12 protein-coding genes are annotated in these 14,095 nt (G+C 73.0%); 3 read left to right on the plus strand and 9 right to left on the minus strand.

Going from position 1 to position 14,095, the window contains the following annotated elements; translation table 11 throughout:
- Positions 1-262 precede the first annotated feature (262 nt).
- Both ychF and LIV55_RS05320 read right to left on the minus strand, forming a co-directional pair.
- Complete coding sequence (gene ychF / locus LIV55_RS05315) at positions 263-1,348, minus strand: redox-regulated ATPase YchF (RefSeq protein WP_229299419.1); 1,086 nt, start codon at positions 1,346-1,348, stop codon at positions 263-265.
- A gap of 96 nt (positions 1,349-1,444) precedes the next feature.
- Positions 1,445-1,990 carry an NUDIX domain-containing protein gene (locus tag LIV55_RS05320; RefSeq protein ID WP_229299421.1) on the minus strand — a complete coding sequence of 182 codons (546 nt, stop codon included), beginning with the start codon at positions 1,988-1,990 and terminating at the stop codon, positions 1,445-1,447.
- Between the two features lie 77 nt (positions 1,991-2,067).
- Here LIV55_RS05320 and LIV55_RS05325 point away from each other — a divergent pair, with 77 nt between their 5' ends.
- Complete coding sequence (locus tag LIV55_RS05325) at positions 2,068-3,363, plus strand: DNA recombination protein RmuC (protein WP_229299422.1); 1,296 nt, start codon at positions 2,068-2,070, stop codon at positions 3,361-3,363.
- An 88-nt stretch (positions 3,364-3,451) separates the two neighbouring features.
- Here LIV55_RS05325 and dacB read toward each other — a convergent pair whose 3' ends face one another.
- The 5 genes from dacB to hutH all read right to left on the minus strand — a co-directional run bounded on the left by dacB (position 3,452) and on the right by hutH (position 10,445).
- Positions 3,452-4,840 (minus strand): D-alanyl-D-alanine carboxypeptidase/D-alanyl-D-alanine endopeptidase, encoded by a 1,389-nt coding sequence (gene dacB, locus LIV55_RS05330; protein WP_229299423.1) that lies wholly within the window; start codon positions 4,838-4,840, stop codon positions 3,452-3,454.
- A gap of 167 nt (positions 4,841-5,007) precedes the next feature.
- Complete coding sequence (hutI, locus tag LIV55_RS05335; RefSeq protein ID WP_229299426.1) at positions 5,008-6,177, minus strand: imidazolonepropionase; 1,170 nt, start codon at positions 6,175-6,177, stop codon at positions 5,008-5,010.
- Positions 6,174-7,091, minus strand: a complete 918-nt coding sequence (gene hutG / locus LIV55_RS05340; RefSeq protein WP_123092203.1) for a formimidoylglutamase — start codon at positions 7,089-7,091, stop codon at positions 6,174-6,176. Before hutG ends, hutI begins: the two co-directional genes overlap by 4 nt.
- The gene (gene hutU, locus LIV55_RS05345; RefSeq protein WP_229299428.1) at positions 7,088-8,776 is read right to left on the minus strand and encodes a urocanate hydratase; all 1,689 of its coding nucleotides are present in this window, start codon (positions 8,774-8,776) and stop codon (positions 7,088-7,090) included. Before hutU ends, hutG begins: the two co-directional genes overlap by 4 nt.
- Positions 8,777-8,855: 79 nt before the next feature.
- On the minus strand, positions 8,856-10,445 hold the full coding sequence (hutH, locus tag LIV55_RS05350) for a histidine ammonia-lyase (protein WP_229299430.1): 1,590 nt from the start codon (positions 10,443-10,445) through the stop codon (positions 8,856-8,858).
- 90 nt (positions 10,446-10,535) lie between these two features.
- Here hutH and LIV55_RS05355 point away from each other — a divergent pair, with 90 nt between their 5' ends.
- Together LIV55_RS05355 and LIV55_RS05360 are read left to right on the plus strand one after the other, a co-directional pair.
- Positions 10,536-11,291, plus strand: a complete 756-nt coding sequence (locus LIV55_RS05355; protein WP_229299431.1) for an IclR family transcriptional regulator — start codon at positions 10,536-10,538, stop codon at positions 11,289-11,291.
- Between the two features lie 120 nt (positions 11,292-11,411).
- Positions 11,412-11,984, plus strand: a complete 573-nt coding sequence (locus LIV55_RS05360; RefSeq protein ID WP_229299433.1) for a hypothetical protein — start codon at positions 11,412-11,414, stop codon at positions 11,982-11,984.
- A 26-nt stretch (positions 11,985-12,010) separates the two neighbouring features.
- On the opposite strand, the gene LIV55_RS05365 is transcribed toward LIV55_RS05360, so the two are convergent.
- The gene (locus tag LIV55_RS05365; protein ID WP_229299435.1) at positions 12,011-12,574 is read right to left on the minus strand and encodes a universal stress protein; all 564 of its coding nucleotides are present in this window, start codon (positions 12,572-12,574) and stop codon (positions 12,011-12,013) included.
- Between the two features lie 11 nt (positions 12,575-12,585).
- Positions 12,586-14,064 carry an MFS transporter gene (locus LIV55_RS05370; RefSeq protein WP_229299437.1) on the minus strand — a complete coding sequence of 493 codons (1,479 nt, stop codon included), beginning with the start codon at positions 14,062-14,064 and terminating at the stop codon, positions 12,586-12,588.
- Positions 14,065-14,095 lie beyond the last annotated feature (31 nt).

The following is a 14,095-nucleotide window of genomic DNA, read 5'->3' on the forward strand; positions in this document are numbered from 1 at the left end:
CCTACCGACGGGCCCACCGACATGTGCAGTCCAGCGCTGCCATGCAACGTCCCAGACGTGCGTGGTCACAACGGTTTGGTACGGCGGCAAGAGCGCATCATTCCGCCAAAAGGTCACCGCACGCGCGGGTCAACTGGCAGCACCGGGGTCCGGAGATAGGCCCTCCGAACGGCCAGATCGAGCCCCTCACGCTAAATTTCTTGCGGACTCTGTGCGGACGCAGAGGGGCTACACCCCCTCTGCCCTGCGCAAACGCGTCGAGTCAGACGTTGAAGCGGAACTCCACGACGTCGCCGTCCTGCATGACGTAGTCCTTGCCCTCCATGCGCACCTTGCCGGCCTCCTTGGCCTTCTGCATCGTGCCGAGGGTGTCGAGGTCCTCGAAGGAGACGATCTCGGCCTTGATGAACCCGCGCTGGAAGTCGGTGTGGATGACCCCAGCCGCCTGCGGCGCGGTCCAGCCCTGACCGATCGTCCAGGCGCGTGACTCCTTCGGGCCGGCCGTGAGGTAGGTCTGCAGCCCCAGCGTGTGGAAGCCGGTGCGCGCGAGCTGGTCCAGACCCGACTCGGTCGCGCCGAAGCCCTCGAGCATCTCCTGGGCGTCCTCGGGGGACATCTCCATGAGGTCCATCTCGAGCTTGGCGTTGAGGAAGACGGCGTCCGCCGGCGCGACGAGCTCGGCGAGCGAGGTCTTCAGCGCGTCGTCGGTCAGCTGGTCCTCGTCGAGGTTGAAGACGTAGATGAAGGGCTTGGTCGTCAGCAGCCCGAGCGAGCGCGCCTCGTCGAGGTCGACGCCGGCGGCCTCGCCCGCGGCGTAGAGGGTCTTGCCCTCCTCGAGGACCTTCTGCGCGACGAGCGCGTTCTCGTGGAGCGGCTTGGACTCCTTCTTGATGCGGGCCTCCTTCTCGAGGCGCACGACGGCCTTCTCGAGGGTCTGGAGGTCGGCGAGGATGAGCTCGGTGTGGATCGTCTCGATGTCGGACTCGGGCGAGACCTTGCCGTCGACGTGGACGACGTCGCCGTCCTCGAAGGCGCGCACCACCTGGCAGATCGCGTCGGCCTCACGGATGTTCGCGAGGAACTTGTTGCCCAGCCCCTCGCCCTCGGACGCGCCGCGCACGATGCCGGCGATGTCGACGAAGGAGACCGTCGCGGGGAGGATCTTCTCGGAGCCGTGGATCTCGGCGAGCCGCTCGAGCCGGGGGTCCGGCAGAGGGACGACGCCGACGTTCGGCTCGATGGTCGCGAAGGGGTAGTTCGCGGCGAGGACGTTGTTCTTCGTCAGAGCGTTGAACATCGTCGACTTGCCGACGTTGGGGAGACCGACGATTCCGATGGTGAGTGCCACGGGGACAGGAGTCTACCGGCGGGCGAAGGGAGGTCCTGCTCACCCCTTCGCGCCGGGGCCGGTGCGGCCCTCGGGCGGCGTCGGCCGAGGGCGTCCTCAGCGGTCCTGCGAGTTCTCCAGGTAGCGGGTCGGGCCGGGCGTCGCGACCTGCTGGATCATCTCGACCGTGTACGGCGCGACGTGGTCCGCGAGGTCGTCCGGTGCGACCCAGTGGACCGCCCGGATCTCGCGGGGCTGGAGCACCGCACGCTCCATGAGCGCGGAGTCGACGGTGCCGAGGTCGAAGAGGAGGAGCAGGGCGTCGTCCCACCCGCGGTAGGGCGGCAGCCAGTTGACCGCGGCGAGGGACCCGACGGGCAGGTCGAGACCGAGCTCCTCGGTGACCTCGCGATGGACGCAGGTGGCCGGGGACTCCCCCGGGTCGACGACCCCGCCGGGCAGGTCCCACGCGCTCTTGTAGACGAGCTCGCACAGGAGCACCTCGCCGCGCTCGTTGCGCAGCAGGCCCTGGGCGATGAGCCGCTTCGTCGGCAGCCGGTCGTTGAGGACCTGGATGAAGGCGAGCTGACCGGACTCCGTGCTGAGGTCGGGGCGCGGGGCGGAGGCCTTCACCTCCTCCTCGCGGGGCTCGTCACGAGTCATGCTGCGAGGCTACCCGCGCCGGCGCGTCGCGCCCCGGGCGGACCCCGGCTGTCGGAGGGCGGTGGTTGGGTGACGCCATGGACATCACCGCCCTGCTCCTCGGCACCGTGCTCGGCGTGCTCCTCGGTGCGGCGACCCTCTGGGGCCTGACCCGCTCCGAGGTGGCCGGCGTGCGCGCCCGCGCGGCCGAGGACGGGTCGGCGACCCGCGAGGGCCTGGCCGCCGCGAGCGCGGAGCGCGACGTGCTGCGAGCACGCGTCGTCGACCTCGAGGCGAGCCTGTCCGAGGACGCCCAGACCGCCGCGACCCTGCGCCCGATGCAGGACGCGCTGCGCCGCGTGGCGACCCAGGTCGAGACCCTCGAGCGCGACCGGGTCGACCAGTTCGCCACGGTGCGCGAGGTCCTCGGCCGGGTCGAGACGAGCACCCGGCGCGTCTCCGACGAGGCGAGCTCGCTCGCGTCGTCGCTGCGCGTCTCGTCGGTGCGCGGCGCGTGGGGCGAGACCCAGCTGCGCCGGGTCCTCGAGGTCTCCGGCATGCTCGCTCGCTGCGACTTCGACGAGCAGGCCCGGGGCACGACCCCCGACGGCAGCGCGGTGCGCCCCGACGTCGTCGTGCGCCTGCCCGGGGGCAAGCACCTCGTCGTCGACGCGAAAGCCCCGATGAGCGACTGGCTCGCGGCCCAGGGCGAGGGTGTCGACCCGGCCGAGCACGAGCGGCTCCTCCGTCGGCACGTCGCCGCCCTGCGAGGACACGTGCGCGTCCTGTCCGGCAAGCAGTACTGGTCGGCCTTCGAGCCCTCGCCCGAGATGGTCGTGTGCTTCGTCCCGTCGGAGGCGACCTTGTCGGCGGCCCTGGCCCGCGACCCGGGTCTGCACGAGGAGGCGATGCGGGCGCACGTCGTGCTCGCCTCCCCCGGCACGCTCCTCGCCCTGCTGCGCACCGTGGCCTACGGGTGGCAGCAGGACGCGCTGACGCGCAGCGCGCAGGACCTGCTCGCCCTCGGTCGCGAGCTCTACCAGCGCCTGTCGACCCTCGGCGAGCGCACGAGCGCGCTCGGCCGCCAGCTGACGAAGAGCGTGGAGAGCTACAACGCGATGGTGGGCACCCTCGAGACGAGGGTCTTCGTCTCCGCCCGGCGGATCGCCGAGCTGGGCCTGTCGACCCAGGCGATCGACGAGCTCGAGCCCTCGACGGCGGCCCCCCGCCCGCTGAGCGCGCCCGAGCTCGTGGGCACCGATGACTCCCGACCGCGCTCGCTGGGAGAGGAGCTCGACTCCGCCGCCGGCGATCTCGACCGCGCCGAGCTGGACCTCGACCTCGCCCCACGGACCCGACGGGACAGCCGTCCGGACGTGGCCGACGCCGGCTGACCCGACGCCGCAGGCCGTCCCCGGCCCGCCCGCACGCCGGTCTCAGCGCGGTCGTCACACGCGCGCGGTCGTCACATGCGCACGGTGGTCACATGCACAGGGTCGTCGTCGCGACGAGCGCGTCGATGCGCCCGCGCAGGTCGGCGTCGTAGGGCTGGCCGTTGCTCACGACCGCGAAGACGCGCTCCTTGCCGTCGGTGCCCTTCGCGATGCCGGCCATGGCGCCCGCGTCGCGCAACGACCCGGTCTTCGCCCGCACCCGACCGACGGCGCACGACGCCGGCGCGGTCTCGAAGCGGTTCTGCAGCGTGCCGGTCCGGCCCGCGATCGGCAGGGAGGCGTCGGCGAAGATCACCGGTCCGAGCGAGGGGTGCTTGCGCAGCGCGAGGACGAGCTGGGCGAGCGTGTGGCTCGTCAGCCGGTCCGAACGCGACAGCCCGGAGCCGTCGGCGATGACGGAGCCGTAGGTCGACACGCCGTACCCGGCCACCTGCGAGCGAGAGTAGGACGTGACACCGGCCCAGGTGCGCGAGGTGCCGGCCTTCATGCCGGAGGCCCAGAGCAGCTTCTCGGCGTAGTCGTTGTGACTGACGCGCAGCATGTCGCCGACGATCGTGCGCAGCTCGGGCGAGCGGCCGGACGCGATCTGCTGAGCACCCGACGCGGTCGCGCCGCGGCGCAGGTCGCGCACGCTGATCCCCCGCGAGCGCAGCTCGGAGCGGAAGCGGTCGCCCGCGTCCATCGAGGTGTCGGAGACCATCCGGCCGTCGTAGACGAGCGCGCGCACGGGCGTCACCCACTGCCCGACGTCCGAGGCCTCCCACCCGGTCGCGTTGCGCGGTGCGGGGAAGAGCGTGTCGTCGACCCGCAGCGAGATCGAGCGGATCCCCCGCTTCTTCAGCTGGTAGGCGGTCGACGCCGCCATCTGGTCGAGGCGGTAGCTGCTCACCGTCGGGTCGCCGACGCCCTTGAGGTAGACGTAGTCCCCGCGGCTGCCGGCCCGCAGCACCGGGGTGACGAAGCGGTGCCGGGTGCCGAAGGTGCGCAGCGCGGTCGTCGCGGTGAGCAGCTTCATCGTCGAGCCGGGACGCAGCGCCTTCGTCGCCTGCTTGCTCCAGATGCGCGACCCGCTGCTCGTGTCGAAGACCGACCCGCTGAAGCTCGACCCGAAGCTCGTGCTGCGGGAGCTGAGCCGTGTCGGCAGGCCGCTCGCCGGCAGGCCCGCGGTGGAGCGCGCCGTGCCGTCGACGCTGCGGGCCGGGCCCGTGTGCGACGGGGCGACGAAGGGAGGGACCACTCCCGTCGTCGTCTCGCTGTGCTCGCCGCTGCCGCCGGGGTCCGGCGGCGTCGTGGCCTGCGCCGGCACGCGGGCCGGCGCGGGGTCGGCGGTCGCGGGAGCGGCCAGCCCCAGCGCGGCGACGAGACCCGCCGCCGTGAGGAGGGTGGTCGTGGTGGCGGTACGGCGGGGGTGGCGCATGGGGTCCCTCGGTCCTGGTGCGGGGCCAGGGTCGGGGTCCTGCGGATGCGCGGCACCCCCTGGCTGGTGCGCGCGACGAGCATAGCTAGGCGGGCCAGACCCCGCCCGCCGGCGCGGAGGACGACGGCACCCGTCACGCCCGGAGCAGGACCGGGGCGCGACCGCCCTCAGACCTCGAGCACCCGCGCGAGCGGCACGCCCGCGCGATAGCTGAGGTGCAGGTGGTTCGGCGCGTCGAGGACCGCGAGATCGGCCCGCGCCCCGACCTCGACCCGGCCGATGTCGTCACGCCGCAGGGCGCGAGCCCCGCCCCGGGTGGCCGCGACGACGGCCTCGCTCGGCGTCATCCCCATCTCACGCACCGCGAGGGCGACGACGAAGGGCATCGAGCTCGAGAAGCACGTCCCCGGGTTGCAGTCGCTCGCGAGCGCGACCGACACCCCGGCGTCGAGGAGCGCCCGGGCGTCCGGGTACGGCGAGCGGGTGGAGAACTCCACGCCCGGGAGCAGCGTCGCGGTGGTGGTCCCCGCGCTGTCGACGAGCGCGTCGACGTCGGCGGTCGACAGGTAGGTGCAGTGGTCGACGCTCGCCGCGCCGAGCTCGCAGGCCAGCTGCACGCCGGGGCCGTGGCCCAGCTGGTTGCCGTGCACCCGCAGCCCGAGACCGGCGTCCCGACCGGCGACGAGCACGGCGCGCGACTCCTCCCCCGTGAAGGCGTGCGGCGACGCGGGCTCGCAGAAGACGTCGACCCACCGGGCGTACGGCGCGCAGGCTGCGAGCATCTCGCCCGTCACGAGGTCGACGTAGGCCGACCGGTCGGCCCGCATCTCCTCGGGCACGACGTGCGCCCCGAGATAGGTCGTCTCCGGCGTGACCTCCCCCGCCAGCCGCAGCGCCCGGACCTCGTCGACGACGGTGAGCCCGTAGCCGGACTTCACCTCGACGGTCGTCGTGCCCTGGGCCCGCATCTCGGCGACCCTGCCCGCGAGGAGCGCCCTCAGCTCGTCGTCGCCGGCTGCCCGGGTCGCCCCGACCGAGACCCCGATGCCGCCCCCGTCGTAGCGCTCGCCGGCCATCCGGGCGGCGAACTCCGCCGAGCGGTCCCCCGCGAAGATGAGGTGTGCGTGGCTGTCGACGAAGCCGGGCAGCACGCACCGGCCCTCGACGTCCACCACCGCGTCCGCGGAGGGCGCCGACGCAGCCGGACCGACCCACGCGACCCGTCCGTCCTCGACGACGAGCGCATGGTCGCGCCGCACGCCGGCTCCCCCGTCGCCCGTGCCGTCGCACGTGACGAGCTCGCCGATGCCCGTGACGAGGGTCGAGCCGGCGCTCATGCGCCCCGCCGCCGGGCGGTCTCGCGGGTGATGACGCGGTGGATCAGCCGGGCTGCGACCCGGGCGGTCCGGGCGTCGGCGTCGAGCCTCGGGCACAGCTCGGTGACGTCGAGGTGGACGAGGCGGCCGCTGTCGACGACCGCGTCGCAGATCGCCTGGATGACGACGGGGGGCACCCCGAGGGCGGCCGGAGCGCTCACCCCGGGGGCCGCGGACCCCGGCAGCACGTCGAGGTCGATGGAGAGGTAGACCTCGTCGACGTCGGCGACGAAGCGGGAGACGAGCTCGAGCGGCGCCTCCGCGTCCTGGCAGTCGTCGTCGAGCACCCACTGGGCGCCGATCTCGCGCGCGGTGTCGAAGAGGGCCGTCGTGTTGCTCGCGGTGCTCACCCCGATCGCCGCGTAGCGCACGTCGAGCCCGCGCTCGCGTCGGTCGCGCGCGATCTGGAGGAAGGGCGTGCCCGACGTCGGCCGGTCCGCCTCGCGCAGGTCGAGGTGGGCGTCGAGGTTGATCACCCCGAGCCGCGGCGGGTGGCCGAGCCCGAGATAGCTCCCGTACGCGCTCTCGTGCCCGCCGCCGAGCACGACGGTGAGCGGGGCGTCACGACGCGCGCGGGCCACCGCCTCACCGAGCCGGCGCTGGGCGTCCTCGAGGTCGTCGTCCTCGACCGTGACGTCGCCGTGGTCGACGAGGGTGAGGTCGTCGTGGACGGCGAGCGAGGCCAGCGCCGTGCGCAGCGCCGCCGGGCCCTCCACCGCACCGACCCGACCACGGTTGCGCCGCACCCCTTCGTCGCTCTCGAAGCCGACGATCGCGGCGTCCGCGGGCCCGCCGGGCTCGCTCACCGTGTGCCAGAGCCGACGGTGCGCGGGACCGGGCCCGTCGTGGCGACCCTTCCAGACGAAGGGGGTCACGCCCCCTCCCCGTCGCGGACCACCGGGGTCATCGGGACCCGCACGCCGCGCTCCTCCGCGACCTTGACGGCGCGCGAGTAGCCGGCGTCGGCGTGGCGCAGGACGCCCATGCCGGGGTCGTTGGTGAGCAGGCGCTCGAGCTTCGCGGCGGCGAGGTCGGTGCCGTCGGCGACGCCCACCTGACCGGCGTGGATGGAGCGGCCGATGCCGACGCCCCCGCCGTGGTGGATCGACACCCACGTGGCGCCCGAGCTCGCCGCGGTGAGCGCGTTGAGCAGCGGCCAGTCGGCGATCGCGTCGGAGCCGTCGAGCATCGACTCGGTCTCGCGATACGGCGAGGCGACCGAGCCGGAGTCGAGGTGGTCGCGCCCGATGACGATCGGCGCCTTGACCTTGCCGTCGCGCACGAGCTCGTTGAAGAGCAGCCCGGCCCGGTGACGCTGCCCGTAGCCCAGCCAGCAGATCCGCGCCGGCAGCCCCTCGAACTCGACGTGCTCGGCGGCCGCGTCGAGCCAGCGGTGCAGGTGCTCGTCGTCGGGGAAGAGCTCCTTGAGCGCGGCGTCGGTGACGGCGATGTCCTCGGGGTCGCCCGAGAGCGCGACCCAGCGGAAGGGGCCGAGCCCCTCGCAGAAGAGCGGGCGCACGTAGGCCGGGACGAAGCCGGGGAACTCGAAGGCCCGGGCGTACCCCGCCTGGCGCGCCTCGTCGCGGATGCTGTTGCCGTAGTCGAAGACCTCGGCGCCCTCGTCCTGCAGCTCGACCATCGCCTGCACCTGGGCGGTCATCGACTCGCGCGCCTTCTTCGTGAAGCCCTCGGGGTCGGCCTCGGCCTCGCGCTGCCACTCGTCGACGGCGATCTCGGCGGGCAGGTAGCTCAGCGGGTCGTGCGCGCTCGTCTGGTCGGTGACGACGTCGACGCGGATCTCGCCGGCCCGGTGCCGACGCAGCATCTCCGGGAAGACCTCCGCCGCGTTGCCGACGACGCCGATCGACAGCGCGCGGCGCTCCCCCTTCGCCCGCTCGGCACGGGCGACCGCGTCGTCGAGGTCGTCGGCGATCTCGTCGAGGTAGCGCTTGGCGACGCGCCGCTCCAGACGCGAGCGGTCGACGTCGACGACGAGGCAGACGCCCCCGTTGAGGGTGACCGCGAGCGGCTGCGCGCCGCCCATGCCGCCGCACCCGCCGGTGAGGGTGATCGTCCCGGCGAGCGTCCCGTCGAACCGGCCACGGGCCACCGCGGCGAAGGTCTCGAAGGTGCCCTGGAGGATCCCCTGCGTCGCGATGTAGATCCACGACCCGGCGGTCATCTGGCCGTACATCATCAGGCCCTCGGCCTCGAGCTTGCGGAACTCCGGCCACGTCGCCCAGTCGCCGACGAGGTTGGAGTTGGCGATGAGTACGCGGGGCGCCCACTCGTTGGTCCGCAGCACGCCGACCGGCTTGCCGGACTGCACGAGGAGGGTCTCGTCGGGCTGCAGGTCGCGCAGCGTCTCGACGATCGCGTCGAAGGCCTCCCAGCTGCGCGCCGCCCGACCGGTGCCGCCGTAGACGACGAGGTCGTCGGGGCGCTCGGCCACCTCGGGGTCGAGGTTGTTCATGAGCATCCGCAGCGGGGCCTCGGTCTGCCAGCTGCGGGCGGTGATCTCGGTGCCGCGCGGTGCGCGGACGGGACGGGCGCCGTCCATGGGGTGCTCCTCGGGTGGGTCGGGTCGGTGGTCGTCGGGCGAAGGGGGGTCAGTGCGAGTGATCAGCGCAGTTCGAAGATCAGTGCAGGGGGCCGGTGACCGACTCGGCCGCGAGGACCGGGCCGCCGTCGCGGACGGTCGTGGCGCAGGCCATGAGGTCGCGGCCGAGGTCGCGGTCCGGACCGGGGGCGGTCGAGGCGAGCGCGTCGAGATCGGCGATGACGGCCGCGGTGGCGGCGGCGGGCTGCAGGGGCGCGCGGAGCGCGATGCCCCGGGCAGCGGTGACGAGCTCGACGGTGAGGACACGGGTCAGGGCGTCGACCGAGCGGCGCAGCTTGCGCGCGCCGGCCCAGCCCATCGACACGTGGTCCTCCTGCATCGCGCTGCTCGGGATGGAGTCGACGCTCGCGGGCGCGGCGAGACGCTTCATCTCCGAGACCATCCCGGCGGCTGTGTACTGCGCGATCATCAGGCCCGAGTCGGTGCCCGGGTCGTCGGCGAGGAAGGGCGGCAGCCCGTGCGAGCGGGAGACGTCGAGGAAGCGGTCCGTCCGGCGCTCGCTCATGCTCGCGACGTCGGCGGCGACGATCGCCAGGAAGTCCAGGACGTAGGCGACGGGTGCGCCGTGGAAGTTGCCGTTCGACTCCACCCGGCCGTCGAAGGTGATGACGGGGTTGTCGACCGCCGAGGCGAGCTCGGCGTCGGCGACCCGGCGGGCGTGGGCGAGGGTGTCGCGCGCCGCCCCGTGCACCGAGGGGGCGCAGCGCAGCGAGTACGCGTCCTGGACGCGGGTGCAGGCGTGGGGGTCGCGGTGGCTCTCGCGGATCGGGCTGCCGGCGAGCACGGCCCGCAGGTTGGCCGCCGACTGCGCCTGCCCAGGGTGCGGGCGCAGCGCCTGCAGGTCTGCGGCGAAGACGTCGTCGGTGCCGAGCAGCCCCTCGACGCTCATCGCGCACGCGATGTCGGCGGTCGTCAGCTGCACGTGCAGGTCGTGGATCGCCAGGCACAGCATGCCGAGCATGCCGTCGGTGCCGTTGATGAGGGCCAGGCCCTCCTTCTCGTGCAGGACGACGGGAGTCAGGCCGGCCTGGGCCAGCGCCTCGGACGCGGGCATCGTGTCGCCCGGCACCGACACGTCGTGGGCAGCCATGACCTCCCCCTCGCCGATGAGGACCATCGCGCAGTGCGCGAGCGGGGCGAGGTCGCCGGAGCAGCCGAGGGAGCCGTACTCGCGCACGACCGGGGTGATCCGCTGGTTGAGGAGCGCGACGTAGAGCCGCAGCGTCTCCTCACGGATACCGGTACGACCGGTCGCGAGGGTCTGGACGCGCAGCAGCATGAGGGCCCGCACGACCTCCTCCTCGACGGGGTCGCCCATGCCCGCGGCATGGCTGCGCACGAGCGAGCGCTGCAGCTGGGTGCGCTTCTCGTGCGGGATGTGGGTCGTCGCGAGCGCGCCGAAGCCGGTCGACACCCCGTAGTGAGCGACCGTGTCCTCGGCGAGGTCCTCGACGACGGTGCGCGAGGCGCGCACGCGCTCCCACGCGGCGTCGGAGATCTCGACCTGCGCCTCGAAGCGGGCGACGGCGACGACCTCCTCGACGGTCAGCGGGCGGTCGCCGATGCGGATGGTGGTCTCGGGGGTCTCGACGTCGACGATGTGCGGCATGCATCCATGGAAGCGCGCCGGTCACCCCCGCTGCCACCGCTGACGCACCACTACCGTCTCGGATCCGAGACATGGACGTAGGCTCGGGCGGTGCCCCAGGTCCCCGCCGCCGGCCACGCCCTGCGCCTGCTGTCCTACCTCGCCGGCCGCGTCGAGCCGGTGCCCGCCGCGCAGCTCGCGCGTGACCTCGAGCTGCCCCGCAGCACGACCTACCACCTGCTCGCCGAGCTGGCCGAGCACTCGTACGTCACCCACTACCCGGACGAGCGCCGGTGGGGCCTGGGCGTGGCCGCCTTCGAGCTCGCGAGCGGCTACCAGCGGCAGAGCCCGCTGCAGCGTCTGGCCCGCCCGGTCCTCCAGCGCCTCGTCGACGAGACGACGCACAACGGTCATCTCGCCGTCCTGCACGGCCGCGACGTCCTCTACGTCGTCGAGGAGCGCGCGCCCGGGCGCCCCCTCCTCGTCTCCGACGTCGGCGTCCGGCTGCCGGCGACGACGACCGCGAGCGGGCTGGCGATGCTCGCGGCCCTGCCCGCCCGCCAGGTCACGGCCCTCTACCCCGACGCCGCCTCGGTCGTCGCGAGCGCCGGGTCACCGGCCACCCCGTCCGCCCTGCGCCGTGAGCTCGTCGCCGTGCGCCGCCGCGGTCACGCCCTCGAGAGCGGGTCGGTGACGCAGGGCCTGGCCTCCGTGGCTCTCGCCGTCCTCGACCGCACGGGTCAGCCGCTCGCGGCCGTCGCCCTCACCTACCCCGAGGGCTCGGTGACGGGGCTCGAGGAGCTGCTCGCCCCCCTTCGCCGCTCGGTCACGACGATCCACCGCCGGCTCGGGTCCCCTGCCACCTGACGAGGAGGTGGCCGGCTGATGAGCCCCCTCTCATCGACGGCTCACCGTGGCCTCACGCGGACCCGGCAGCGTTGCTCACGCGGCGCACCGGCGCCGCTGCCACTCACCGAGGAGACCAGCATGTCGACCACCCGGATCATCAGCACCCTCGCCACCGCCGCCCTCGCCACGACCGGCCTCGTCGCCGTCGCGGCGCCCGCCCAGGCCGACCGGACGTGCTCCGGCACCATCACCGGCCGCACCATCGACGACGACGTGGTCGTGCCGGCCGGCGCGACGTGCAAGCTCACGAAGTCGGTCGTCAAGGGCAACGTCGTCGTGCGCCGCGGCGCGACCCTCCAGGGCTGGCAGAACAGCATCGACGGCAACATCCAGTCCGAGGGCCATCGCTACGTGCGCAACACGTGGGGCCGCGTCGACGGCGACGTCCAGCTCGAGGGCGGCAGCATGCACCACCTGCGCGGCCTCACGGTCGACGGCAACATCCAGCTCGAGGGCAACCGCTCGACGCAGAACGTCATCCGCAACCGGGTCAAGGGCGACATCCAGCTCTTCTCGAACCGCTCCGGCACGAAGCACGTCTACGACAACTCCGTCGACGGCAACCTCCAGTGCAAGAGCAACACCCCGGCGCCGAAGGGGTGGAACAACTCCGTGCGCGGCAACAAGGAGGACCAGTGCCGCCGGCTCTGACCGGCGGCCCTGGTCACCCCTGACCCCTACCGCCGGGCGGGCGGACGGTAGCCCGGCCGCCCGGCCGTGCCGGCGGAGCGGACCGCGGCCCGCCCGACGGCACGGCCGGCGCGCTCGACGAGCCCCGGCTCCTGGCCCGAGATGTGCGGCGGCATGACGACCACCGGGCAGCTCGCGTCGTAGATGAGCCGCTGCGCGAAGAGCGGTGCCCCCGTCAGCGCCCGTGGCGCGTCGATGACGAGGAGGTCGGCGCCGACGGCGGCGTCGAGCAGGACCTGGCGGTCGCTGCCGCGGACGAGCCGGACCTCGGCGTGGTGGTCGGGCCCGAGGACCTCCTCGACGTCGCACTCGAGGGCGGTGCGCTCGGCACCCTCCAGCTCGCCCTCGGTCGGCCCGGCCGCAGCCATGACCCCCGCGGTGCTCGCCTGGGGGGCGCCCACCCGCCAGGCGCGCACGGCGACGAGGTGTCCGTCGTTCGCGGCCACCTGGCCGGCGGCCCACCGCAGGGCGGTCGGCGACTTCGAGGTCGCGCTCACGCCGACGACGACGGTGTACGGACGCTCTCCCGCGTCCGGACGCATCTCGCTCATGTCGTCCTCCCTCAGACCGGCAGGTTGACGGTCTCGTTGCCGTGCTCGTCGTAGCTCGTGAGCGGCGGGGCGATCTCCTCGAGGGACTTGCCCTCGGCGTCGACGCCCCAGACCGCCGCGACGAGCGCGCCGACGAGCATGATCCCGGAGGCGATGAGGTACCCGACGAACATCGGCCCGCGGTCGCCCCCGTCCCCGATGAGCCAGCCGTAGAAGACCGGACCGATGGCGCCGAAGACCTGCGCGATGGCGAAGAAGTACGAGATCGCCTGGCCGCGCACCTCGAGCGGGAAGATCTCCGAGACCGTGAGGTACCCGGCCGACGCCCCGGCGGAGGCGAAGAAGAACGCCACGCACCAGAAGATCGTGTGGGTCACCGGGCTCAGCGCGTCGGCGTTGAAGAGGAAGGCCGAGATCGACAGCACGATCGCCGCGAAGGCGTAGCAGCCGCCGATCATCTTGCGTCGGCCGACGGTGTCGAAGAAGGGGCCGAGGAGCAGCGGGCCGAGCAGGTTGCCCAGCGCGAAGGGGAAGAAGTACAGGGCCGCGCTCGACGGCGTCTGGTCGTAGAAGTTCTGCAGCACGAGCGAGTACGTGAAGAAGATCGCGTTGTAGAGGAAGCTCTGCGTGATCATCAACGTCGCGCCGAGCACCGTGCGCGTCGGGTACATCTGGAAGAAGACGTAGGACAGCTGCTTGGGGGTCAGGCCCTCGCGGGCCTTGATCCACATGCCGTCCTTCTCCTCGTCGTGGTCGGGCAGGGTCTTGCCCTCCGACCGGACCTTCTCCTCGATCGCGGAGACGACCCGCTCGGCCTCCTCGCCGCGCCCATGGGTGACCATCCAGCGAGGGCTCTCGGGGATGTGCCGCCGCAGGTAGATGATGCCGAGACCGAGGACCGGGCCGATGAGGAAGGCGATCCGCCAGCCGATGTTCTCGCCGACGATGTCGGGGTTGAGCAGCCAGTACGAGGCGAAGGCGCCCATGCCGGCGCCGAACCAGTACGTGCCGTTGATCGCGAGGTCGACCCGGCCGCGGAAGCGCCCCGGGATGAGCTCGTCGACCGCGGAGTTCACGGCGGAGTACTCGCCGCCGATGCCCATGCCGGCGACGAAGCGCAGCGCGAAGAAGACCCACATGTTCGGCGAGAAGGCCGCGAGGCCGGACGCGACCAGGTAGAGCGCCAGCGTCATGACGAAGAGCTTCTTGCGGCCCAGGGTGTCGGTGAGCCGGCCGAAGAGCAGCGCACCGGTCACCTGACCGATGAGGTAGACCGTGCCGGCGAGCCCGACGTCGGTCGCGTCCATCCCGAGGGTCTTCTCGAAGCCTCCGGAGGCGACGATCTGGACCTCGAGCCCGTCGAGGATCCACGCCGTGCCGAGACCGAAGATCACCATCCAGTGGAACTTCGACCACGGCATGTCGTGCATGCGCGCGGGGATCAGGCTGCGGACCGGCTTGTCCTGCTCCGTCGCCTCAGCTGTGGACATCCATACCTCCCAGGGCCACCGGCTCGTCGCG

Source organism: Janibacter melonis (genome assembly GCF_020567375.1).
Classification (GTDB): Bacteria; Actinomycetota; Actinomycetes; order Actinomycetales; family Dermatophilaceae; genus Marihabitans; species Marihabitans melonis.